We start from the raw sequence: 22,972 nt of genomic DNA on the forward strand, positions 1-22,972 counted from the left end.
GTGCCGCTGAACGTCATTCGGAGAAAGACATGAGTGCGCTCTACATGATTATCGGCACCCTGGTGGCATTGGGTGTGCTGGTCACCTTTCACGAATTCGGTCACTTCTGGGTGGCCCGGCGTTGCGGCGTCAAGGTTTTGCGATTTTCCGTTGGTTTTGGCATGCCGTTGCTGCGCTGGCATGACCGGCATGGCACTGAGTTCGTGGTAGCGGCGATTCCGCTGGGCGGCTACGTGAAAATGCTCGACGAGCGCGAAGGTGCGGTGCCCCCCGAGCAGCTCGAACAATCCTTCAACCGCAAGTCTGTGCGTCAGCGCATCGCGATTGTCGCGGCGGGCCCGGTGGCCAACTTTCTCCTGGCGTTTTTCTTCTTCTGGATCCTGGCCATGGTCGGCACCCAGCAGGAGCGTCCGGTCATCGGTGCGGTCGAAGCGGGGAGTATCGCCGAAGTGGCCGGGCTCACGGCTGGCCAGGAAATTGTTTCCATTGATGGCAAGCCAACCAGTGGCTGGGCGGCAGTCAACCTGCAACTGATCCGCCGTCTGGGTGAAAGCGGCCAGTTGCACATCAGTGTGCGCGAGGAGGGCGCGTCGGTCGACAGCCCGCACGTGCTGACCCTCAATAACTGGCTCAAGGGCGCCGACGATCCGGACCCGATTCGCTCGCTGGGCTTGCGCCCGTGGCGCCCGGTATTGCCGCCGGTGCTGGCTGAACTCGACCCGAAGGGGCCGGCAAAGGCTGCCGGGCTGAAAACCGGTGACCGTTTGCTGGCGCTCGATGGCCAGGCGCTGAACAACTGGCAGCAAGTGGTCGATACCGTACGTGGCCGGGCTGGCAGCAAGATCGTCCTGCGCATCGAGCGCGACGGTGCGCCGCTGGAGTTGCCGGTAACCCTGGCCAGCCGTGGCGAGGGCAAAACGGCCACGGGATATCTGGGCGCCGGGGTCAAAGGGGTGAAGTGGCCGGATGCCATGCTTCGCGAGGTCAGCTACGGGCCGCTCGAGGCTGTAGGGGAGGGACTTTCACGCACCTGGAACATGAGCGTCCTGACCCTCGAATCGTTGAAGAAAATGCTGTTCGGCGAGCTCTCGGTAAAAAACTTGAGCGGACCGATAACCATTGCTAAAGTGGCGGGCGCTTCGGCCCAGTCCGGTGTTGGGGATTTCCTGAATTTCCTCGCCTACCTGAGCATTAGCCTGGGGGTTCTTAATTTGCTGCCCATTCCTGTACTGGATGGGGGGCATTTGCTGTTCTACCTGATCGAGTGGGCGCGTGGTCGTCCGTTATCGGATCGGGTGCAAGGTTGGGGGATCCAGATCGGTATCAGTTTGGTAGTCGGGGTGATGTTGCTTGCCCTGATCAACGATTTGGGTCGACTGTAAAGCTTCGCTCAATTGCGAACCTGCCGCGTCCCGCGGCGGGTCGTTTATTGCCAGTTGGAATAAGAAAGGACTTCATGAAACGTCTGCTGCTAACTGCGGTTCTCGCCGTACTGATGATCGCTGAAGTTCACGCCGAGTCCTTCACCATCTCCGATATTCGTGTCAATGGTCTGCAGCGGGTCTCCGCGGGCAGCGTTTTTGGTGCCTTGCCATTGAACGTCGGCGATGAGGCCGATGACCGGCGCCTGGTGGAATCCACCCGGTCCCTGTTCAAGACCGGTTTCTTCCAGGACATCCAACTGAGCCGGGACGGCAACGTCCTGATCATTACCGTGGTCGAGCGTCCTTCGGTCTCCAGCATCGAGATCGAAGGCAACAAGGCGATCAGCACTGAAGACCTGATGAAGGGGCTGAAGCAGTCCGGTCTGTCCGAAGGCGAGATCTTCCAGCGTGCCACCCTTGAGGGCGTGCGTAACGAACTGCAACGCCAGTACGTTGCCCAGGGCCGCTACTCGGCCGAGGTCGACACCGAAGTGGTGCCGCAGCCGCGCAACCGCGTGGGCCTGAAGATCAAGATCAACGAAGGCACCGTTGCTGCAATCCAGCACATCAACGTGGTCGGCAACACCGTCTTCCCTGACGAAGACCTGATCGGCCTGTTCGAGCTCAAGACCAGCAACTGGCTGTCGTTCTTCAAGAATGACGACAAGTACGCCCGTGAGAAACTCTCCGGTGACTTGGAGCGCCTGCGCTCCTACTACCTGGACCGCGGCTACATCAACATGGACATCGCTTCCACCCAGGTGTCGATCACCCCGGACAAGAAGCACGTCTACATCACCGTCAACGTCAACGAGGGCGAGAAGTACACCGTTCGTGACGTCAAGCTCTCCGGTGACCTCAAGGTGCCGGAAGACCAGGTCAAGTCGCTGCTGCTGGTGCAGCCAGGCCAGGTGTTCTCGCGCAAGGTGATGACCACCACGTCCGAGCTGATCACCCGTCGTCTGGGTAACGAAGGCTACACCTTCGCCAACGTCAACGGCGTGCCACAACCTCATGATGACGATCACACGGTCGACATCACCTTCGTGGTCGATCCGGGCAAGCGCGCCTATGTCAACCGCATCAACTTCCGTGGCAATACCAAGTCCGAAGACGAAGTGCTGCGTCGCGAAATGCGCCAAATGGAAGGTGGCTGGGCTTCGACCTACCTGATTGACCAGTCCAAGACCCGTCTGGAACGCCTGGGCTTCTTCAAGGAAGTCAACGTCGAGACCCCGGCTGTCCCAGGTACCGACGACCAGGTCGACGTCAACTACAGCGTTGAAGAGCAAGCTTCCGGTTCGATTACCGCCAGTGTCGGTTTCGCCCAGAGCGCCGGTCTGATCCTCGGTGGTTCGATCAGCCAGACCAACTTCCTCGGTACTGGTAACAAGGTTTCCATCGGCCTGACCCGCAGCGAATACCAGAGCCGCTACAACTTCGGCTTCGTTGACCCCTACTGGACCGCCGATGGCGTCAGCCTGGGCTACAACGCCTTCTACCGCACCACCGACTACGATGACCTCGACGTCGACGTCGCCAGCTATGCGGTTGACAGCCTCGGTGCCGGTGTCAGCGTCGGTTACCCGATCAGCGAGACCTCGCGCCTGACCTTCGGCCTGACCGTACAGCAGGACGAGATCAAGACCGGTAAATACACCGTTGACGAGATCTTTGACTTCGTCGACAAGGAAGGCGACAAGTACCTGAACTTCAAGGCCTCGGCCGGCTGGTCCGAGTCGACCCTGAACAAGGGCGTGCTGGCCACCCGTGGTCACTCGCAAAGCCTGGTGCTGGAAGCGACCACTCCGGGTAGCGACCTGTCGTTCTTCAAGCTGGATTACCGTGGTCAGCTGTTCAAGCCGATCACCAACGACTACACCCTGCGCCTGCACACCGAGCTGGGCTATGGTGATGGCTTCGGTTCGACCTCCGGTCTGCCGTTCTACGAGAACTACTATGCCGGCGGTTTCAACTCGGTACGTGGCTTCAAGGACAGCAGCCTGGGCCCACGCAGTACCCCGAGCAAGGGCAACAAGCCAGGTACCATTGAAGACCCGGATCAGGACCCGCTGCCGTTCGGTGGTAACGTCCTCGTCCAAGGTGGTGTAGAGCTGCTGTTCCCGCTGCCGTTCGTCAAGGACCAACGCTCGCTGCGCACCTCGGTCTTCTGGGATGTGGGTAACGTTTTCGACACCAACTGCGGTTCCAAGCCGAACTGCGAGAAGGTCGGTCTGTCGGGCCTGGCCAGCTCCGTCGGCCTGGGCGTGACCTGGATTACCGCTCTCGGCCCGTTGAGCTTCAGCCTGGCAATGCCGGTGAAGAAACCGGACGAAGCCGATACCCAGGTGTTCCAATTCTCTCTGGGTCAGACCTTCTAAGGTCTGCCCCTTGCTAACGACAACGGATTCTGTAGGAGTGCATCGTGCGTAAGTTGACTCAACTGGCAGTACTGGCTGCGGCCCTGGTCGCAACCCCGGCTTTCGCCGAAATGAAAATTGCCGTCCTGAACTACCAAATGGCCCTGCTCGAGTCGGACGCGGCGAAGAAGTACGCCGTCGACGCCGAGAAGAAGTTCGGCCCACAGCTGACCAAGCTGAAGAACCTGGAAAGCAGCGCCAAGGGCATTGCCGACCGCATCCGTGCCGGTGGTGACAAGATGGCCCAGCCTGAGCGCGAGCGCCTGGAGCTTGAATACAAGCAGAAAGCCCGTGACTTCCAGTTCCAGTCCAAGGAACTGAACGAGTCCAAGGCCGTGGCCGACCGCGAAATGCTCAAGCAACTGAAGCCGAAACTGGACGGCGCGGTTGAAGAAGTGATCAAGAAAGGCGGTTTCGATCTGGTGCTTGAGCGTGGCGCGGTCATTGATGTCAAACCTCAGTACGACATCACCCGCCAGGTCATCGAGCGCATGAATCAGTCCCGTTGATCATGACCGTGACCATGAAACTCGGTCAGTTGGCCGAGTTCCTCGGAGCCACCCTGAGTGGCCCCGAGGAGCTGGAAATCACTGGCCTGGCGACCCTTCAGGAAGCCGGGCCGGGGCAGTTGAGCTTCCTGGCCAACCCGCAGTACCGCAAGTACCTGGGTGAAACCCACGCGGCAGCGATCCTGCTCAAGCCGGCCGACGCCGAAGGCTTTGCCGGTAACGCGCTGATCGTTCCCGACCCGTACCTCGCTTACGCACGCCTCTCCCACCTGTTCGATCCGAAGCCCAGGGCTGTAGCGGGAATTCATCCCAGCGCCGTGGTTGCCGCCGATGCCCAGGTTGATGCCAGTGCCAGCGTTGGTGCCTGCGCGGTGATCGAAAGCGGTGCGCAGGTCGGCCCGGGCGTGACCATCGGTGCCCAGTGCTTTATCGGCGCGCGTTGCGTGATCGGCGAGGGCGGCTGGCTGGCCCCGCGGGTGACCCTGTACCACGACGTACGTATCGGTAAACGTGTGGTTATTCAGTCTGGCGCGGTGATCGGTGGCGAAGGCTTCGGCTTTGCCAACGACAAGGGTGTCTGGCAGAAGATTGCCCAGATTGGCGGCGTGAGCATCGGTGATGATGTCGAGATCGGCGTCAATACTGCGGTTGACCGTGGTGCCCTGGCTGACACTCGCATCGGTGACGGGGTCAAGCTCGACAACCAGATCCAGATCGCCCATAACGTGCAGATCGGCGATCATACGGCGATGGCGGCATGTGTCGGGATTTCCGGCAGCACCAAGATTGGCAGGCATTGCACCATTGCCGGCGGTGTCGGCATGGTTGGACACATCGATGTCTGCGACAACGTTTTCGTCTCCGGGATGACCATGGTGACGCGCTCGATCACCGAGCCAGGCGCCTATTCTTCCGGTACGGCAATGCAGCCGTTGGCCGAGTGGCGTAAAAGCGCCGCACGGATTCGCCAGCTGGACGAGATGTCAAAACGCCTTCAACAACTGGAAAAGCGTCTCGCCGCCGTGACCTCTGGCGATAAAGCTTCATCAGAAGGCTGATACCATTTCCTGATCAAGAGTGAACAGCCCTAGACTGACTCTTTGATTTGCTAAAGGAGCGCCGTGTGAAAACCGGCGCTCCCTATCTTTACTACAGGCTTCCCCCCGAAATGATGGACATCAACGAGATTCGCGAATACCTGCCTCACCGTTACCCGTTCCTGTTGGTGGACCGGGTGGTGGAACTGGACGTCGAGGCCCAGCGCATTCGTGCCTACAAGAATGTCAGCATCAACGAACCTTTCTTCAATGGTCACTTCCCCGCACATCCGATCATGCCGGGCGTGCTGATCATCGAGGCGATGGCCCAGGCGGCCGGCATCCTCGGCTTCAAGATGCTCGACGTCAAACCTGCGGACGGTACCCTGTACTACTTCGTTGGCTCCGACAAGCTGCGCTTCCGCCAGCCAGTGCTGCCGGGTGACCAACTGATCCTCGAAGCCAAGTTCATCAGCTGCAAGCGCCAGATCTGGAAGTTCGAGTGCCAGGCGTCGGTCGACGGCAAGCCGGTATGCTCGGCCGAGATCATCTGCGCGGAACGCAAACTATGAGTTTGATTGACCCTCGGGCAATCATCGATCCGTCGGCCAAGCTCGCCGACGGTGTCGAGGTAGGCCCTTGGTCGATCGTCGGTGCCGGGGTCGAGATCGGCGAGGGGACCGTTATCGGTCCGCATGTGATTCTCAAGGGGCCGACCCGCATCGGTCGGCACAACCGCATCTACCAGTTTTCCTCGGTAGGCGAAGACACCCCAGACCTCAAGTACAAGGGTGAAGCCACGCGCCTGGTGATCGGCGATCACAATGTGATCCGCGAGGGCGTGACCATCCACCGCGGCACCGTGCAGGACCGCTCGGAAACCACCCTGGGTGATCATAATCTGATCATGGCCTATGCCCACATCGGCCATGACAGTGTCATCGGCAACCATTGCATCCTGGTCAACAACACCGCACTGGCGGGCCATGTACATGTTGACGACTGGGCGATCCTTTCCGGTTTCACCCTGGTGCATCAGTTCTGTCGCATCGGTGCCCACAGCTTCTCCGGCATGGGGACCGCCATCGGCAAGGATGTTCCGGCTTACGTCACTGTATTCGGTAATCCGGCCGAGGCGCGCAGCATGAACTTCGAGGGCATGCGCCGTCGGGGTTTCAGCGAGGACGCCATTCACGCGCTGCGCCGGGCCTACAAGGTGGTCTACCGCCAGGGCCTGACCATCGAGCAGGCCATTGCCGAACTGGCGGAGCCTGCGACCCAGTACCCGGAAGTCGACGTGTTCCTCCAGTCGATCCAGAACTCCACCCGCGGCATCACCCGCTGATATGGCCGAGTTTTGTGTAGCGCTGGTGGCGGGTGAGGCCAGCGGCGATATTCTCGGCGCCGGGTTGATGCGTGCGCTCAAGGCACGCCACCCGCAGGTACGCTTCATTGGCGTCGGCGGGCCGTTGATGCAGGCCGAAGGCCTGACCTCGTACTTCCCCATGGAGCGCCTGGCGGTGATGGGCCTGGTCGAGGTGCTAGGGCGCCTGCGCGAGTTGCTCAAGCGCCGCAAGGAGCTGATCCAGACCCTGATCGCCGAACGCCCGGATGTGTTCATCGGCATCGATGCCCCGGACTTCACCCTCAATATCGAACTGAACCTGCGCAAGGCCGGGATCAAGACCGTGCATTACGTCAGCCCGTCGGTCTGGGCCTGGCGGCAGAAGCGCGTGCTGAAGATCCGCGAAGGCTGCGACCTGATGCTCACGCTGTTTCCGTTCGAAGCCAGGTTCTATGAGGAGAAGGGCGTGCCGGTACGCTTTGTCGGCCATCCGCTGGCTGACAGCATTCCACTGGACGCCGACCGTGACGCTGCGCGCGAACAGCTCGGGCTGGGTGAAGGGCCGTTGGTTGCCTTGATGCCCGGCAGTCGGGGCGGCGAAGTCGGCCGCCTGGGCGCGCTGTTTCTCGATACCGCCCAGCGTCTGCGCGAGTTGGTGCCCGGGGTGCGTTTCGTCTCGCCGTGCGCCAATGCCGAGCGTCGGGCCCAGCTTGAGCAGATGCTTCAAGGCCGCGACTTGCCGGTGACCCTGCTTGACGGTCGTTCGCACCAGGCCCTGGCCGCTTGCGATGCAGTACTGATCGCCTCGGGTACCGCGACCCTTGAGGCCTTGCTGTTCAAGCGGCCAATGGTCGTGGCGTATCGATTGGCACCGCTGACCTACTGGATTCTCAAACGCCTGGTAAAAAGCCCGTACGTGTCACTGCCCAACCTGCTGGCCCAGCGCATGCTGGTGCCCGAGTTACTGCAGGAAGCGGCCACTGCCGATGCCCTGGCCCAGACCCTGGCGCCGCTGGTGCATGGCGGTGTGCAGCAGACCGAAGGTTTTGACCAGATTCACCGTACCTTGCGCCGCGATGCCTCGAACCAGGCAGCTGACGCGGTGTTGGCCCTGCTGGAAAACCGATAGATGCAAATGGGATTGGACTTCAACCTGGTCGAGGAGCTGGTCGCCGGCGTCGACGAAGTGGGCCGTGGCCCGCTGTGCGGCGCGGTGGTGACCGCTGCGGTTATTCTCGATCCAAAGCGGCCGATTCTGGGGCTCAACGACTCGAAGAAGCTCACCGAAGCCAAGCGTGAAAAGCTTTTTGACGAAATCTGTGAAAAAGCCCTGAGCTTTTGCATCGCCCGTGCCGAGGTCGAGGAAATCGACCAGCTCAACATCCTTCACGCCACCATGCTGGCCATGCAGCGTGCTGTCGAAGGCTTGAGCATCACGCCGAAACTGGCGCTGATCGACGGTAACCGCTGCCCGCAGTTGTCGGTACCGGCGGCGCCGGTGGTCAAGGGCGATAGCCAGGTGCCAGCCATTGCCGCTGCATCGATCCTGGCCAAGGTCACCCGTGATCGCGAGATGGCGGCGTTCGAGCTGATCTACCCCGGTTATGGCATCGGTGGGCACAAGGGCTACCCGACGCCGGTGCACCTCGAAGCCCTGGCGCGCCTGGGGCCGACGCCGATTCACCGGCGCTCGTTCGCACCGGTGCGCGCCGCCTTCGAAGCCCGCGACGCCATCAATGGCGGGTTTGCCGAGGTCTGACCAGGCGCGGCGGGCGTCAGTAGTCAGGATCGTCCCGCACTGGCTGTTGTTTTGATCAAGGCCCGGTACAATCCGGGCCTTGTTGTTTTGTGCTGCTATAGGATCATCATGTCGGCTTCTTTCGTTCATCTTCGCCTGCACACCGAATACTCGCTGGTCGATGGCCTGGTGCGGATCAAGCCGCTGGCCAAGGCATTGGTGGCGATGAACATGCCGGCGGTCGCGGTCACCGACCAGAGCAACATGTGCTCGCTGGTCAAGTTTTACAAGAACGCCATGGGCGCCGGCATCAAGCCGATCTGCGGCGCCGACCTGTGGCTGGCCAACAGCGACCCGGATGCGCCGCTGTCGCGCATCTGCCTGCTGGCGATGGACGCCAAGGGCTACCGCAACCTTACCGAGTTGATCTCCCGCGGCTGGGTCGACGGCCAGCGCAATGGCCTGGTGATCATCGAGCGGCCGTGGATCGCCGAGGCCAGCGAGGGGCTGATTGCCCTGTCTGCGGCAAAGGAAGGCGACATCGGCATGGCGTTGCTCAATGGCAACCCGGATGAAGCCGAAGCGTTGCTGCGCGACTGGCTGCAGATGTTCCCGGAGCGCTTTTACGTCGAGGTGCAGCGCACCAACCGCGCCGGTGACGAAGAATACCTGCACGCCGCCGTGGCCCTGGCCGACAAGCTGGACGCGCCGCTGGTGGCGACCAACGATGTGCGCTTCATCAAGCAGTCCGACTACGATGCCCACGAAACCCGTGTGTGCATCGGCGAAGGCCGTGCCCTGGACGATCCGCGCCGCTCGCGCAACTACAGCGATCAGCAGTACCTGAAAAGCCCTGAGGAAATGGCCGAGCTGTTCAGCGACCTGCCCGAGGCGATTGCCAACACCGTCGAGATCGCCAAGCGCTGCAATATCCAGGTACAGCTGGGCAAGCACTTCCTGCCCGACTTTCCGACGCCCAACGGCATGGGTATCGACGACTACCTGCGCCATGTTTCCCACGAAGGCCTGGAAGAGCGCCTGGCGGTGCTGTGGCCCAAAGACACCACACCGAATTACGAAGAGAAGCGCCAGGTCTACCTCGACCGCTTGAAGTTCGAGCTGGATATCATCATCCAGATGGGCTTCCCCGGTTACTTCCTGATCGTTATGGACTTCATCAAGTGGGCCAAGAACAACGGCGTGCCGGTTGGCCCGGGCCGGGGCTCGGGTGCCGGCTCGCTGGTCGCCTACGTGTTGAAGATTACCGACCTCGACCCGCTGGCCTATGACCTGCTGTTCGAACGTTTCCTCAACCCGGAACGGGTATCGATGCCCGACTTCGACGTCGACTTCTGCATGGATGGTCGTGACCGGGTCATCGAATACGTGGCCGACGCCTACGGGCGCAATGCCGTGAGCCAGATCATCACCTTCGGCACCATGGCCGCCAAGGCGGTGGTGCGGGACGTGGCGCGGGTGCAGGGCAAGTCCTACGGCCTGGCTGACCGTCTGTCGAAGATGATCCCCTTCGAAGTCGGCATGACCCTGGAAAAGGCCTACGAGCAGGAAGAGATTCTGCGCGATTTCCTCAAGAGCGACGAAGACGCCAAGGAAATCTGGGACATGGCCCTCAAGCTCGAGGGCGTCTGCCGCGGTACCGGTAAGCACGCCGGTGGTGTGGTTATCGCTCCGACCAAGCTCACAGACTTTTCGCCGATTGCCTGTGATGAAGAGGGCGGCGGCCTGGTCACCCAGTTCGACAAGGATGACGTTGAGGCTGCGGGCCTGGTGAAGTTCGACTTCCTCGGTCTGCGAACCCTGACGATCATCAAGTGGGCGATGGAAACCATCAACCGCGAGCAGGCCAAGAAAGGCCTGGATGACCTGAACATCGACTTCATCCCGCTGGATGACAAGAAAACCTACGACCTGCTGCAAAAAGCCGAAACCACGGCGGTGTTCCAGCTTGAATCGCGGGGCATGAAGGAGCTGATCAAGAAGCTCAAGCCCGACTGCCTGGAAGACCTGATCGCACTGGTGGCGCTGTTCCGTCCCGGCCCGTTGCAATCGGGCATGGTGGATGACTTCATCAACCGCAAGCACGGTCGTGCGGAACTTGCCTACCCGCATTCGGATTATCAGTACGAAGGCCTCAAGCCCGTTCTGGCGCCGACCTACGGCATCATCCTGTACCAGGAACAGGTGATGCAGATTGCCCAGGTCATGGCCGGTTACACCCTCGGCGGCGCGGACATGCTGCGTCGAGCCATGGGTAAGAAAAAGCCCGAGGAAATGGCCAAGCAGCGCGGCGGTTTCATCGAAGGTTGTGCCACGAACAACATCGATCCGGACCTCGCCGGTAACATTTTCGACCTGGTGGAGAAGTTCGCCGGTTACGGCTTCAACAAATCCCACTCCGCCGCCTATGGCCTGGTTTCCTACCAGACTGCCTGGCTCAAGACCCACCACCCGGCGCCGTTCATGGCTGCGGTGCTGTCGGCGGATATGCACAACACCGACAAGGTCGTGACCCTGATCGAGGAAGTGCGCAGCATGAAGCTGCGCCTCGATGCGCCGGACGTGAACACCTCCGACTTCAAGTTCACGGTCAATGACGATGGCCGCATCGTCTACGGCCTGGGGGCGATCAAGGGCGTGGGTGAGGGGCCGGTCGAGGCCATCGTCGAAGCCCGCGCTGCTGGCCCGTTCAAGGACCTGTTCGACTTCTGCGAGCGGGTCGACCTCAAGCGCATCAACAAACGCACCCTCGACGCACTGATCCGTAGCGGTGCGCTGGATCGCCTGGGCCCGTACTTCCATGACGAGCTCAAGGCCTACCAGGCCAATATCGACCGCAACCGGGCGGTACTGCTGGCGGCGATGGAAGAGGCCATCAAGTCTGCCGAGCAGACCGCGCGCACGGCCGATAGCGGCCATGCCGACCTGTTCGGCGGGTTGTTCGTCGAAGCGGATGCCGACGTTTATGCCAACCACCGCAAGGCTCGCGAGCTGACCCTCAAGGAGCGCCTGCGCGGTGAAAAAGACACCCTGGGCCTGTACCTGACCGGTCACCCGATCGATGAGTATGAAGGCGAGATCCGCCGCTTTGCCCGCCAGCGCATCATTGACCTGAAGCCTGCGCGCGACACCCAGACCGTTGCCGGGATGATCATTGCCCTGCGGGTGATGAAGAACAAGAAGGGCGACAAGATGGGCTTTGTCACCCTCGACGACCGCTCCGGGCGCATCGAGGCGTCGCTGTTCGCCGATGCCTTCATGGCTGCCCAGGCGCTGTTGCAGACCGATGCTATGGTGGTGGTTGAAGGCGAGGTCAGCAACGACGATTTCTCCGGTGGCCTGCGCCTGCGGGTCAAGCGGGTGATGAGCATGGAAGATGCCCGCACCAACCTTGCCGAAAGCCTGCGCCTGAAGGTGCATGCCGATGCCCTCAAGGGGGACCGGCTGAGCTGGCTGGGCGAGTTGTTCAAGCGCCATCGCGGCGCCTGCCCGATCACCATGGAATATACCGGCAGCGATGCTAAGGCCATGCTGCAGTTCGGCGAAAGCTGGCGTATCGACCCGGCCGATGGCCTGATTCAGGCCCTGCGTGACCAGTTCGGACGTGAGAACGTCTTTTTGCAATATCGATGAATTTTTAATCTCGACCTGAATGCGCCTGATCCCTTAAGGTAGGGCGCCAAACGGATCAACCGGCCGGCCGCCTGGCCGTAGACCCAAGACGGATGCCTATGAACCCGAATTTTCTGGATTTCGAACAGCCGATTGCTGACCTGCAAGCCAAGATCGAAGAGCTGCGCCTGGTCGGCAATGACAACTCGCTGAACATCGGCGATGAGATCGCCCGTCTGCAAGACAAGAGCAGCACCCTGACCGAGAGCATTTTCGGCAACCTGACCAGCTGGCAGATCGCCCGCCTGGCCCGTCACCCGCGCCGTCCGTACACCCTGGACTACATCGAGCACATCTTCACCGAGTTCGACGAGCTGCACGGCGACCGTCATTTCGCCGATGACGCTGCCATTGTCGGCGGTATCGCGCGCCTGGACGACAAGCCGGTGATGGTCATCGGTCACCAGAAAGGCCGCGAAGTACGCGAAAAGGTACGCCGCAACTTCGGCATGCCGCGCCCTGAAGGCTATCGCAAGGCGTGCCGCCTGATGGAAATGGCCGAACGCTTCAAGATGCCGATCCTGACCTTCATCGACACCCCGGGCGCCTACCCTGGCATCGACGCCGAAGAGCGCAACCAGAGCGAAGCCATTGCCTGGAACCTGCGAGTCATGGCGCGCCTGAAAACCCCGATCATCGCCACCGTTATCGGTGAGGGTGGTTCCGGTGGTGCGCTGGCCATTGGCGTGTGCGACCAGTTGAACATGCTGCAGTACTCGACCTACTCGGTGATTTCGCCGGAAGGTTGCGCCTCGATCCTGTGGAAGACTGCCGAAAAGGCCTCGGACGCAGCCGAAGCCATGGGTATCACCGCCGAACGCCTGAAAGGCCTGGGTATCGTCGACAAGGTCATCGCCGAGCCTCTGGGCGGTGCGCACCGTGATCCGGCGAAGATGTCCGCCACCGTTCGCGGCGAGTTGATCGAGCAGTTGGACATGCTCAAGAAGTTCGACAACGACGCGCTGCTCAAGCGCCGTTATGACCGCCTGATGAGCTACGGGCTCTGATCTGAGGTCCATCGCCGGCAAGGCCGGCTCCCACAGGCATTGGGTTCACTACCGGACCTGTGGGAGCTGGCCTTGCCAGCGAACGAGTGCGCAGCACTCGTAAAAGAGGTCCATCCGATGCTCGATCTCTACCCAAGGCTGTCCCCCTGGCTAACCGCCCCCTCCTGGTGCATCGCCCTCTCCGGCGGCCTGGACTCCAGCGTCCTCCTGCATCTGCTGGCAACCCTGTCCCGCCAGCAACGCTTGCCGCCACTGCGCGCCATCCACATCCATCACGGCCTGCAAGCTGCGGCTGATGCCTGGCCGGAGCATTGTCAGCGCCTGTGTGACGATCTGGGCGTCGATCTGCAGATCATTCGGGTCAAGGTCGCCCCCGGTGCCAGCATCGAGCAGGGCGCCCGTGACGCGCGCTATGCCGCACTCGCCGATTCGTTGCGCCGTGATGAAGTCCTGTTGACCGGCCAGCACCGCGAGGACCAGGCCGAAACCCTGCTGTTTCGCCTGTTGCGCGGTGCCGGCCTGCGCGGCCTGAGCGCGATGCCCGAGTGGCGTCCGCTCGGGCAGGGCATGCTGGTGCGGCCGTTGCTTGGCGTTTCGCGCCATCAGCTGCGGTGCTATGCCCAGGAGCAGCACCTGGCCTGGATTGAGGACCCGTCCAACAGCGACACCCGGTTCTCCCGTAACTACCTGCGTCACCAGGTGTTCCCGGCGCTGCTGCAACGTTGGCCGCAGGCGGCGCAAAACCTGGCGCGCAGCGCCGAGCACCTGAGCGAAGCCCAGGGCCTGCTCGATGAGCTGGCGCAGGCGGACCTGGCCCAGGCGGCGACCCCGGCACCGTTCGCCTGGCTTGGCCTCGACTCGCTGGACCTCGAGGTGCTGCGCCAGCTATCCCCGGCTCGCCAGCGCAACGCCCTGCAGTACTGGCTGGCGCCGCGCACACGCTTGCCCGATAGCCGCCACTGGGCCGGCTGGGAGACCCTGCGCGACGCGGCATCCGACGGACGGCCACTGTGGCGCCTGACCGACGGTGAACTGCAGCGCGCCAATGGACGAATCTGGTGGCTGGCCGGTGATTGGCTGAAGCCGCCGGCTGGCCAGCCGATCTGGCCTGATCCGGCCCAGCCGCTGGCGTTGAACCATAACGGCAGCGTCAGCCTCAGCGGCACGTTGCCGCAGGGCCCCTTGCACATTGCCTACCGCCAGGGCGGCGAAACCCTGGCAGTCAGCGGCCGTGGCCAGCGTGACCTGAAGCGCCTGCTCAACGGGTCGCAGCTGCCGTCATTCGCCCGTTCGCGCCTGCCGTTGCTGTATTGCGCCGAGCAATTGCTGGCGGTGGCCAACCTGCCGGGGCTGAGCCAGGGCGACTGGCAATTGCATTGGCATGCGCCGACGAGCGAGCAAGGTTTGAGATGAAAGGCACATTCGGGTAGACTACGCTCCCTTCTTGATACAGCTTCTGTGGCTTCCCCGAAATCACAGCAGTTGCCGATTACCAAGCAGTTTTTTGCTGGGCGATTCTAAAAATGTTTAGCGAGCTCCTAGCCGGGTATCCAACCCCCGGTGTGACCAGACGCGGCAGTTTTTTAAGATGCACTGTGATTGACGCAGGTGATCGGGGGCTTCGGCCTTCCTTCGCTTTCCCCGGCGGCACTGACCGCTTTAACGCAGACTTCTAGGGTTTTTCATGACGCGCTACATATTCGTCACGGGCGGTGTTGTTTCTTCATTGGGGAAAGGCATTGCCTCGGCTTCATTGGCGGCCATCCTGGAGGCGCGGGGGCTCAAGGTCACCATGCTCAAGCTGGACCCGTACATCAACGTCGACCCGGGCACCATGAGCCCGTTCCAGCACGGTGAAGTGTTCGTCACCCACGACGGCGCCGAGACCGACCTGGACCTGGGCCACTACGAGCGGTTCATCCGCACGACCATGACCCAGAACAACAACTTCACCACTGGCCGTATCTACGAGCACGTGCTGCGCAAGGAGCGCCGTGGTGATTACCTGGGCGCGACCATCCAGGTCATTCCGCACATCACCGACGAGATCAAGCGCCGCATCATCAAGGGTGCCGGCGATGCCGACGTGGCCCTGGTGGAAATCGGTGGTACCGTGGGTGACATCGAGTCGCAACCGTTCCTCGAGGCTATCCGCCAGCTGCGCGTCGAAGTGGGCTCCAAGCGCGCCATGCTGATGCACCTGACCCTGGTTCCGTACATCGCCACCGCTGGCGAGACCAAGACCAAGCCGACCCAGCACTCGGTCAAGGAGCTGCGCTCCATCGGCCTGCAGCCTGACGTACTGATCTGCCGCTCCGACCATCCGGTGGATGTCTCCTCGCGCCGCAAGATCGCCCTGTTCACCAACGTCGAAGAGCGTGCGGTGATCTCCCTGGAAGACGTCGACACCATCTACAAGATCCCGGCCGTATTGCACGCCCAGGGCCTGGATGACTTCGTCGTCGAGCGTTTCGGCCTGCAATGCAACGGTGCCGACCTGTCCGAGTGGGAAAAGGTCGTCGACGCCAAGCTCAACCCCGAGCACGAAGTCACCATCGCCATGGTCGGCAAGTACATGGAGCTGCTGGACGCCTACAAGTCGCTGATCGAAGCGATGAGCCATGCCGGCATCCAGAACCGCACCAAGGTCAACCTGCGCTACATCGACTCCGAAGACATCGAGAACCAGGGCACCAGCCTGCTCGAAGGCGCCGATGCGATCCTGGTTCCAGGCGGTTTCGGCCTGCGTGGCGTCGAAGGCAAGATCACTGCCGTGCAGTACGCTCGCGAGAACAAGGTTCCGTACCTGGGTATCTGCCTGGGCATGCAGGTGGCGGTCATCGAATTCGCTCGTAACGTCATGGGCTGGAAAGACGCCAACTCCACCGAGTTCGATCGCAACAGCGGTCACCCGGTCGTTGGCCTGATCACCGAGTGGGAAGACGCCACCGGCGCGGTCGAAACCCGTACCGAAGCCTCTGACCTGGGCGGCACCATGCGCCTGGGCGCCCAGGAGTGCCAGCTGGAAAGCGGCTCCAAGGTCCACGATTGCTACGCCAAGGACGTGATCGTCGAGCGTCACCGTCACCGTTACGAAGTGAACAACAACCTGCTGCCGCAACTGGTCGAAGCCGGCCTGAAAGTCTCCGGTCGTTCCGGCGACGGCGCGCTGGTCGAAGTGGTCGAGTCCCAGGATCATCCATGGTTCGTCGCTTGCCAGTTCCACCCAGAGTTCACCTCGACTCCGCGTGACGGCCATCCGCTGTTCAGCGGTTTCGTCAAGGCGGCACTGGCTCAAAAGAACAAGGCCTGATACATGACCCAGAAGATCATTCGCGTCGGTAACATCGAGATCGCCAACGACAAGCCGTTCGTCCTGTTCGGCGGCATGAACGTGCTGGAATCCCGTGACCTGGCCATGAAGGTCTGCGAAGAGTACGTGCGGGTTACCGAGAAACTCGGTATCCCTTACGTGTTCAAGGCCAGCTTCGACAAGGCCAACCGTTCGTCGATCAACTCCTACCGTGGCCCGGGCCTGGAAGAGGGGATGAAGATCTTCGAAGAGATCAAGAAGACCTTCAACGTGCCGGTCATCACCGACGTGCACGAGCCAGAGCAGGCTGCCGCGGTGGCCAAGGTCTGCGACATCATCCAGTTGCCGGCGTTTCTCTCGCGCCAGACCGACCTGGTGGTGGCCATGGCCAAGACCGGCGCGGTGATCAACATCAAGAAAGCCCAGTTCCTCGCACCCCAGGAGATGAAACACATCCTGACCAAGTGCGAAGAGGCCGGTAACGATCAGTTGATCCTCTGCGAGCGTGGTTCGAGCTTTGGTTACAACAACCTGGTAGTGGACATGCTCGGCTTCGGCATCATGAAGCAGTTCCAGTACCCGGTGTTCTTCGACGTGACCCATTCCCTGCAGATGCCGGGTGGTCGCGCCGATTCCGCCGGTGGTCGCCGTGCCCAGGTCACCGACCTGGCCAAGGCGGGCCTGAGCCAGGGCCTGGCCGGCCTGTTCCTCGAGGCGCATCCGGATCCGGACAACGCCAAGTGTGACGGACCATGCGCTCTGCGCCTGGACAAACTGGAGCCTTTCCTGGCCCAGCTCAAGCAACTGGATGACCTGGTGAAGAGTTTTCCGACGGTAGAAACCGCGTAATCCTCGATTCTCCGGTAAAGTACCCCCCGTTCAACCTCTGACCCTCGGGTCAGGGGTCTGCTTTCGCCGGGCCTGCCTGTTTTACATTGCCCGGCGAGCGGCAAGATTTTTCTCAGCTGCGTTGTTTTCGTCAATTCTGGAGTGCTTACAACAATGGCAAAAATCGTCGACATCAAAGGTCGTGAAGTTCTCGATTCGCGTGGTAACCCTACCGTAGAAGCGGACGTGCTGCTCGACAACGGCATCATCGGCAGCGCCTGCGCGCCGTCCGGTGCTTCCACTGGCTCGCGCGAAGCGCTGGAGCTGCGTGATGGCGACAAGAGCCGTTACATGGGCAAGGGCGTACTCAAGGCAGTTGCCAACATCAACGGCCCGATCCGCGACCTGCTGCTGGGCAAGGACCCGGTTGACCAGAAAGCCCTCGACCGCGCCATGATCGAGCTGGACGGTACCGAGAACAAGGCCAAGCTGGGCGCCAACGCCATTCTCGCTGTGTCCCTGGCTGCCGCCAAGGCTGCTGCCCAGGACCAGGACCTGCCGCTGTACGCGCACATCGCCAACCTCAATGGCACCCCAGGCCAGTACTCGATGCCGGTTCCGATGATGAACATCATCAACGGCGGCGAGCACGCCGACAACAACGTCGACATCCAGGAGTTCATGGTTCAGCCGGTGGGTGCCAAGACCTTCTCCGACGCGCTGCGCATGGGCACCGAGATTTTCCATCACCTCAAGGCTGTGCTGAAGGCCCGTGGCCTGAACACCGCTGTCGGTGACGAAGGTGGTTTCGCGCCTAACCTGGCATCCAACGAAGACGCGCTGTCGGCCATCGCCGAAGCCGTCGCCAACGCCGGTTACAAGCTGGGCACCGACGTGACCCTGGCCCTGGACTGCGCGGCCAGCGAATTCTTCGAAGACGGCAAGTACAACCTGTCCGGCGAAGGCAAGTCGTTCGACGCTGCCGGTTTTGCCGACTACCTCAAAGGCCTGACCGAGCGTTTCCCGATCATCTCGATCGAAGACGGCCTGGACGAGTCCGACTGGGCTGGCTGGAAGATCCTCACCGACAAGATCGGTGACAAGGTGCAACTGGTCGGCGACGACCTGTTCGTGACCAACACCAAGATCCTGAAAGAAGGCATCGACAAGAAGATCGCCAACTCGATCCTGATCAAGTTCAACCAGATCGGTTCGCTGACCGAAACCCTGGAAGCCATCCAGATGGCCAAGGCTGCCGGTTACACTGCGGTGATCTCGCACCGTTCGGGCGAAACCGAAGACTCGACCATTGCCGACCTGGCCGTGGGTACCGCTGCCGGCCAGATCAAGACCGGTTCGCTGTGCCGTTCCGACCGCGTCTCCAAGTACAACCAGCTGCTGCGTATCGAAGAGCAACTGGGCAGCAAGGCTGTGTACCGTGGCCGTGCCGAGTTTCGCGGCTAAGCAAGAGATGGTAAAAAGACCGCAGCAAAGCGGCGCCGAACGGTCATACTGATCGTTCAGAAGCCTTTGCTGCAGGTGTCTGAACACAAAGCCTGGCTTCGGCCAGGCTTCGTGCCATCAGCGACCTGCAGATATGGCGGTCTTTTCCACTGGATACCCTGATGCGCAGTCCTTATTGGTTGTTCCTCGTCTTGCTCCTGCTGCTCGGTGGCCTGCAGTATCGTCTGTGGGTGGGCAATGGCAGCCTGGCCCAGGTCGCCGAACTCAAGCAACAAATCGCTGACCAGCACGCCGAAAACGAGCGTCTGCTGGAGCGTAACCGCGTGCTTGATGCCGAAGTGCTGGAGTTGAAGAAAGGTATGGAAACCGTCGAAGAACGGGCTCGCCACGAACTGGGTATGGTCAAGGAGGGTGAAACCCTCTACCAGCTTGCCCAATGAACCAGACCTTGCCGGCCTTCTGGGCCGTGATTCCCGCCGCGGGTGTTGGCGCCCGCATGGCTGCCGACCGTCCCAAGCAGTACCTGCAACTGGGCGGGCAGACCATTCTCGAGCATAGCCTCGACTGTTTTCTTGACCATCCCTGTGTCAAAGGGGTGGTGGTCAGCGTTGCCGCTGACGATCCTTACTGGCCCGGTTTGCGCTGCGCCAGCGATCCACGTATCCAGCGCGCCGAAGGCGGTCGGGAGCGTGCCGACTCGGTGCTCAATGCCTTGCTGCTGCTGCACGCCCAGGGCGCGGCGGACAGCGACTGGGTGCTGGTGCATGACGCCGCGCGGCCGAACCTGGCACGCAGTGACCTCGACCGTCTGCTGGCCGAGCTTGCCGATGATCCGGTCGGTGGGCTGCTGGCGGTGCCGGCGCGCGATACGCTCAAGCGCGCGGATGCCAATGGTCGGGTCAGCACCACGATCGATCGCCGTACCGTATGGCAGGCCTATACGCCGCAGATGTTCCGCCTCGGTGCCTTGCACAGGGCCCTGGCCGACAGCCTGGTGGCTGACGTGGCGATCACCGATGAGTCTTCGGCGATTGAATGGGCCGGGCAGGCGCCGCGCCTGATCGAAGGGCGCAGCGACAACATCAAGGTCACCCGCCCGGAAGACCTGGAGTGGCTGCGCCAGCGCTGGGCCAAGCGCGGTTGAGCACTCTTCGCGGGGCAAGCCCGCTCCTACTGTAGGAGCGGGCTTGCCCCGCGAAGCTTTTCAGGCACCTCGATACTCAGGCAACCCCGCCAACCCCTCGCGCAGATAGTCCACCAGCTTGCGCACCTTCGGCGACAGGTGCCGCTGCTGCGGGTACAGCGCCCACACTGCTGTATTGGGCGGTTGATGAGCTTCTAGCAGCGACACCAGCGCGCCACTTTTGAGGTGTTCGAGTACGTAATAGTCTGGCAGCTGACACAAACCCATCCCCTGCAACGCTGCATCCAGCACCGCCTGGCCACTGTTGCAGCGCCAGTTACCCTGAACCCGCTGGCCGATTTCCCGCCCATCCAGTTGCAAAGCCCAGCTGTCGGAGCTGCCAATCAGGCAGTTGTGCCGCGCCAGCTCCGAGAGGCTGTGCGGCCGGCCGTAGCGTTCCAGGTAGGCGGGCGATGCACACAGGTACATGCGCCGCGGCGCCAGGCGCGTTGCCACCAGCCGCGAGTCTTGCAAGCGGCCCAGGCGAATGGCCAGGTCCATACCTTCATGCACCAGGTCCAGGGTGCGGTTGCTCAGTTCGATATCCACCCGCAGTTGTGGGTACTGCGCCATGAAACGGGTTACCAGGGGCACGATAAAACGCTCGCCGTAGGCCACGGCGCAAGTCATGCGCAGCAGGCCCTTCGGTTCGCTGGTCAGGTCGCCCATGGCGCGCAGGGCTTCCTCGCGGCCATCTTGCAGGCGTTGGCAGTGTTGCAGGAACGTCTGCCCGGCCTCGCTCAGGGTTACCCGCCGGGTGCTGCGATAGAGCAGGCGGGTTTGCAGGCGTTCTTCAAGGCGGGCGATCTGCCGGCTGACGTGGGACGACGATACCCCCAGGCGCTCGGCGGCCGCAGTGAACTGCCCGGACTCGGCGACGGCGACGAACTCGTCGATGCCTTCCCAGCGGTTGCTCATTGATTATCCCTGTGTGGCAATAATGTTTTGTCTTTGTCTGGATTATTCATCAAATGTCGATGAATTACACTGCCAGCTTGAACTGACCCTTTGCTGGAGAAGATTGATGATCAAGTCCCGTGCCGCCGTTGCCTTCGAGGCCAAGAAACCGCTGGAGATCGTCGAAGTCGACGTGGCCATGCCCAAGGCCGGCGAAGTGCTGCTGCGCGTGGTTGCCAGCGGCGTCTGCCATACCGATGCCTACACCCTGTCGGGTGCCGACCCGGAAGGCATCTTCCCGTCGATCCTCGGCCATGAAGGCGGTGCCATCGTCGAGGCCATCGGTGAGGGCGTGACCTCGGTTGCCGTTGGCGATCATGTGATCCCGCTGTACACCCCCGAGTGCGGCCAGTGCAAATTCTGCCGCTCCGGCAAGACCAACCTGTGCCAGGCCATCCGCGCCACTCAGGGCAAGGGCCTGATGCCCGACGGCACTACGCGTTTCTCCTACAAGGGCCGGCAACTGTTCCACTACATGGGCACCTCGACCTTTTCCGAGTACACCGTGCTGCCGGAAATCTCCGTGGCCAAGATCCAGAAGGAGGCACCGCTGGAGAAGGTCTGCCTGCTCGGTTGCGGCGTGACCACCGGTATCGGTGCAGTGCTCAACACCGCCAAGGTCAAGCCGGGTGACACCGTGGCCATCTTCGGCCTGGGCGGCATCGGCCTGTCGGCGATCATTGGTGCGGTCAAGGCCAAGGCCGCGCGAATCATTGCCGTGGACATCAACCCGGGCAAATTCGAGATCGCCAAACAGCTCGGCGCTACCGACTGCGTCAACCCGAAAGACTACGACCGTCCGATCCAGGAGGTGATTGTCGACCTCACCGACGGCGGTGTGGACTTCTCCTTCGAGTGCGTGGGTAACGTGCAACTGATGCGCGCGGCGCTGGAATGCTGTCACAAAGGCTGGGGTGAATCGGTGATCATCGGCGTTGCCGGTGCTGGCCAGGAAATCTCCACTCGTCCGTTCCAGCTGGTTACCGGCCGGGTCTGGCGCGGTTCTGCCTTCGGTGGCGTACGTGGCCGCAGCGAGCTGCCAAGCTACGTGGAAATGGCGGAAAAAGGCGAAATCCCGCTGGATACGTTCATCACCCACACCATGGGCCTGGAAGACATCAACAAGGCATTCGACCTGATGCACGAAGGCAAGAGCATTCGCAGCGTCATCCACTTCTGAGGTCTGCCATGAGCCTGGAAAACATCTCCTGTCAGAAGAGCTTTGGTGGCTGGCATAAACGCTACCGTCATCGCTCCCAGGTGCTCGGCTGCGACATGGTGTTTGCCGTCTACCTGCCGCCGCAGGCCGAGCAGGGCGGCAAGCTGCCGGTGCTGTACTGGCTGAGCGGCCTGACCTGCACCGATGAGAACTTCATGCAAAAGGCCGGCGCCCACAAGCTGGCGGCCGAACTGGGGCTGATCATCGTCGCCCCCGACACCAGCCCGCGTGGCCCGCAGGTTCCGGGCGATCCGGAGGGTGCCTGGGACTTTGGCCTGGGTGCCGGTTTCTACCTCAACGCTACCGAACAGCCGTGGGCGCAGCACTACCGCATGCACGACTATGTGGTTGAGGAGTTGCCGGCTTTGGTCGAGGCGCATTTCCCCGCGTCCGCGCAGCGCGGTATCAGTGGTCACTCCATGGGCGGCCATGGTGCGCTGGTGTGTGCCTTGCGTAACCCCGGCCGCTATCGTTCAGTGTCGGCATTCGCGCCGATCAGCAACCCGATGGATTGCCCCTGGGGGCAGAAGGCTTTTAGCCGCTACCTGGGTGAAGACCGCTCCCGCTGGCGCGAGTGGGATGCCAGCGTGTTGCTTGCCCAGGGCAGCGAGCGCTTGCCGTTGCTGGTCGACCAGGGCGATCGCGATGATTTTCTCGACAACCAGCTCAAGCCGCAGGTGCTCGAGCAGGCGGCCAAGGCAGCGGGCCATCCGCTGACGTTGCGGCTGCAGCCGGGGTATGACCACAGCTACTACTTCATCGCCAGCTTCATCGATGACCACTTGCGTCATCATGCCGCAGCGCTGATCGGTGCGGGTAACTGATCCTACAAATCAAG

At 61.8% G+C, this 22,972-nt stretch carries 19 protein-coding genes; 18 read left to right on the forward strand and 1 reads right to left on the reverse strand.

Annotated elements, in window-relative coordinates; translation table 11 throughout:
• Window positions 1–29: 29 nt before the first annotated feature.
• From rseP to ispD, 16 genes are all read left to right on the forward strand, one after another.
• Window positions 30–1,382 carry an RIP metalloprotease RseP gene (rseP, locus tag PspR32_RS05870; RefSeq protein WP_010224841.1) on the forward strand — a complete coding sequence of 451 codons (1,353 nt, stop codon included), beginning with the start codon at window positions 30–32 and terminating at the stop codon, window positions 1,380–1,382.
• A 74-nt stretch (window positions 1,383–1,456) separates the two neighbouring features.
• The gene (gene bamA / locus PspR32_RS05875; protein ID WP_100782989.1) at window positions 1,457–3,805 is read left to right on the forward strand and encodes an outer membrane protein assembly factor BamA; all 2,349 of its coding nucleotides are present in this window, start codon (window positions 1,457–1,459) and stop codon (window positions 3,803–3,805) included.
• Between the two features lie 44 nt (window positions 3,806–3,849).
• The gene (locus PspR32_RS05880) at window positions 3,850–4,353 is read left to right on the forward strand and encodes an OmpH family outer membrane protein (RefSeq protein ID WP_010224837.1); all 504 of its coding nucleotides are present in this window, start codon (window positions 3,850–3,852) and stop codon (window positions 4,351–4,353) included.
• A 2-nt stretch (window positions 4,354–4,355) separates the two neighbouring features.
• Window positions 4,356–5,411: a UDP-3-O-(3-hydroxymyristoyl)glucosamine N-acyltransferase gene (lpxD, locus tag PspR32_RS05885; protein WP_159388195.1), complete on the forward strand. Its 1,056-nt coding sequence runs from the start codon at window positions 4,356–4,358 to the stop codon at window positions 5,409–5,411.
• Window positions 5,412–5,521: 110 nt separating this feature from the next.
• Window positions 5,522–5,962 carry a 3-hydroxyacyl-ACP dehydratase FabZ gene (gene fabZ, locus PspR32_RS05890; protein ID WP_010224833.1) on the forward strand — a complete coding sequence of 147 codons (441 nt, stop codon included), beginning with the start codon at window positions 5,522–5,524 and terminating at the stop codon, window positions 5,960–5,962.
• Entirely contained in the window at window positions 5,959–6,735 is a 777-nt protein-coding gene (gene lpxA, locus PspR32_RS05895; RefSeq protein ID WP_010224832.1) for an acyl-ACP--UDP-N-acetylglucosamine O-acyltransferase, read from the forward strand. The genes fabZ and lpxA overlap by 4 nt, the downstream gene beginning before the upstream one ends.
• Before the next feature lies 1 nt (window position 6,736).
• A complete protein-coding gene (gene lpxB / locus PspR32_RS05900; protein WP_036994079.1) occupies window positions 6,737–7,864 on the forward strand; it encodes a lipid-A-disaccharide synthase in 1,128 nt (375 codons plus the stop codon).
• Entirely contained in the window at window positions 7,865–8,494 is a 630-nt protein-coding gene (gene rnhB / locus PspR32_RS05905) for a ribonuclease HII (protein ID WP_010224830.1), read from the forward strand. It abuts the gene before it with no gap.
• A 108-nt stretch (window positions 8,495–8,602) separates the two neighbouring features.
• Entirely contained in the window at window positions 8,603–12,124 is a 3,522-nt protein-coding gene (dnaE, locus tag PspR32_RS05910; protein WP_010224829.1) for a DNA polymerase III subunit alpha, read from the forward strand.
• A gap of 98 nt (window positions 12,125–12,222) precedes the next feature.
• The gene (locus PspR32_RS05915) at window positions 12,223–13,170 is read left to right on the forward strand and encodes an acetyl-CoA carboxylase carboxyltransferase subunit alpha (RefSeq protein WP_036994080.1); all 948 of its coding nucleotides are present in this window, start codon (window positions 12,223–12,225) and stop codon (window positions 13,168–13,170) included.
• A 117-nt stretch (window positions 13,171–13,287) separates the two neighbouring features.
• Window positions 13,288–14,583 carry a tRNA lysidine(34) synthetase TilS gene (gene tilS / locus PspR32_RS05920; protein ID WP_159388196.1) on the forward strand — a complete coding sequence of 432 codons (1,296 nt, stop codon included), beginning with the start codon at window positions 13,288–13,290 and terminating at the stop codon, window positions 14,581–14,583.
• 271 nt (window positions 14,584–14,854) lie between these two features.
• Window positions 14,855–16,483 (forward strand): CTP synthase, encoded by a 1,629-nt coding sequence (locus PspR32_RS05925; RefSeq protein ID WP_010224826.1) that lies wholly within the window; start codon window positions 14,855–14,857, stop codon window positions 16,481–16,483.
• Between the two features lie 3 nt (window positions 16,484–16,486).
• Window positions 16,487–17,332, forward strand: a complete 846-nt coding sequence (gene kdsA / locus PspR32_RS05930; protein WP_010224824.1) for a 3-deoxy-8-phosphooctulonate synthase — start codon at window positions 16,487–16,489, stop codon at window positions 17,330–17,332.
• A 153-nt stretch (window positions 17,333–17,485) separates the two neighbouring features.
• Complete coding sequence (gene eno, locus PspR32_RS05935; RefSeq protein WP_010224822.1) at window positions 17,486–18,775, forward strand: phosphopyruvate hydratase; 1,290 nt, start codon at window positions 17,486–17,488, stop codon at window positions 18,773–18,775.
• A 161-nt stretch (window positions 18,776–18,936) separates the two neighbouring features.
• On the forward strand, window positions 18,937–19,215 hold the full coding sequence (ftsB, locus tag PspR32_RS05940; RefSeq protein WP_010224820.1) for a cell division protein FtsB: 279 nt from the start codon (window positions 18,937–18,939) through the stop codon (window positions 19,213–19,215).
• A complete protein-coding gene (gene ispD / locus PspR32_RS05945; protein ID WP_159388197.1) occupies window positions 19,212–19,919 on the forward strand; it encodes a 2-C-methyl-D-erythritol 4-phosphate cytidylyltransferase in 708 nt (235 codons plus the stop codon). Before ftsB ends, ispD begins: the two co-directional genes overlap by 4 nt.
• Before the next feature lie 60 nt (window positions 19,920–19,979).
• Here the strand turns inward: ispD and PspR32_RS05950 are convergent, their stop codons facing one another.
• Window positions 19,980–20,876: a LysR substrate-binding domain-containing protein gene (locus tag PspR32_RS05950; protein WP_036994082.1), complete on the reverse strand. Its 897-nt coding sequence runs from the start codon at window positions 20,874–20,876 to the stop codon at window positions 19,980–19,982.
• 106 nt (window positions 20,877–20,982) lie between these two features.
• On the opposite strand from PspR32_RS05950, the gene PspR32_RS05955 reads away from it, so the two are divergent.
• Both PspR32_RS05955 and fghA read left to right on the forward strand, forming a co-directional pair.
• Window positions 20,983–22,095: an S-(hydroxymethyl)glutathione dehydrogenase/class III alcohol dehydrogenase gene (locus tag PspR32_RS05955; RefSeq protein WP_036994083.1), complete on the forward strand. Its 1,113-nt coding sequence runs from the start codon at window positions 20,983–20,985 to the stop codon at window positions 22,093–22,095.
• 8 nt (window positions 22,096–22,103) lie between these two features.
• A complete protein-coding gene (fghA, locus tag PspR32_RS05960; protein ID WP_010224813.1) occupies window positions 22,104–22,958 on the forward strand; it encodes an S-formylglutathione hydrolase in 855 nt (284 codons plus the stop codon).
• Window positions 22,959–22,972: the final 14 nt, after the last annotated feature.

It is taken from the genome of Pseudomonas sp. R32 (assembly GCF_009866705.1).
GTDB classification, from domain to species: domain Bacteria; phylum Pseudomonadota; class Gammaproteobacteria; order Pseudomonadales; family Pseudomonadaceae; genus Aquipseudomonas; species Aquipseudomonas donghuensis.

Coding starts and splice junctions, on each gene's coding strand:
- rseP (WP_010224841.1), top strand. CDS start 30: ATGAGTGCGCTCTACATGATTATCGGCACCCTGGTGGCATTGGGTGTG.
- bamA (WP_100782989.1), top strand. CDS start 1,457: ATGAAACGTCTGCTGCTAACTGCGGTTCTCGCCGTACTGATGATCGCT.
- lpxD (WP_159388195.1), top strand. CDS start 4,356: ATGACCGTGACCATGAAACTCGGTCAGTTGGCCGAGTTCCTCGGAGCC.
- fabZ (WP_010224833.1), top strand. CDS start 5,522: ATGATGGACATCAACGAGATTCGCGAATACCTGCCTCACCGTTACCCG.
- lpxA (WP_010224832.1), top strand. CDS start 5,959: ATGAGTTTGATTGACCCTCGGGCAATCATCGATCCGTCGGCCAAGCTC.
- lpxB (WP_036994079.1), top strand. CDS start 6,737: ATGGCCGAGTTTTGTGTAGCGCTGGTGGCGGGTGAGGCCAGCGGCGAT.
- rnhB (WP_010224830.1), top strand. CDS start 7,865: ATGCAAATGGGATTGGACTTCAACCTGGTCGAGGAGCTGGTCGCCGGC.
- dnaE (WP_010224829.1), top strand. CDS start 8,603: ATGTCGGCTTCTTTCGTTCATCTTCGCCTGCACACCGAATACTCGCTG.
- PspR32_RS05915 (WP_036994080.1), top strand. CDS start 12,223: ATGAACCCGAATTTTCTGGATTTCGAACAGCCGATTGCTGACCTGCAA.
- tilS (WP_159388196.1), top strand. CDS start 13,288: ATGCTCGATCTCTACCCAAGGCTGTCCCCCTGGCTAACCGCCCCCTCC.
- PspR32_RS05925 (WP_010224826.1), top strand. CDS start 14,855: ATGACGCGCTACATATTCGTCACGGGCGGTGTTGTTTCTTCATTGGGG.
- kdsA (WP_010224824.1), top strand. CDS start 16,487: ATGACCCAGAAGATCATTCGCGTCGGTAACATCGAGATCGCCAACGAC.
- eno (WP_010224822.1), top strand. CDS start 17,486: ATGGCAAAAATCGTCGACATCAAAGGTCGTGAAGTTCTCGATTCGCGT.
- ftsB (WP_010224820.1), top strand. CDS start 18,937: ATGCGCAGTCCTTATTGGTTGTTCCTCGTCTTGCTCCTGCTGCTCGGT.
- ispD (WP_159388197.1), top strand. CDS start 19,212: ATGAACCAGACCTTGCCGGCCTTCTGGGCCGTGATTCCCGCCGCGGGT.
- PspR32_RS05950 (WP_036994082.1), bottom strand. CDS start 20,876: ATGAGCAACCGCTGGGAAGGCATCGACGAGTTCGTCGCCGTCGCCGAG.
- PspR32_RS05955 (WP_036994083.1), top strand. CDS start 20,983: ATGATCAAGTCCCGTGCCGCCGTTGCCTTCGAGGCCAAGAAACCGCTG.
- fghA (WP_010224813.1), top strand. CDS start 22,104: ATGAGCCTGGAAAACATCTCCTGTCAGAAGAGCTTTGGTGGCTGGCAT.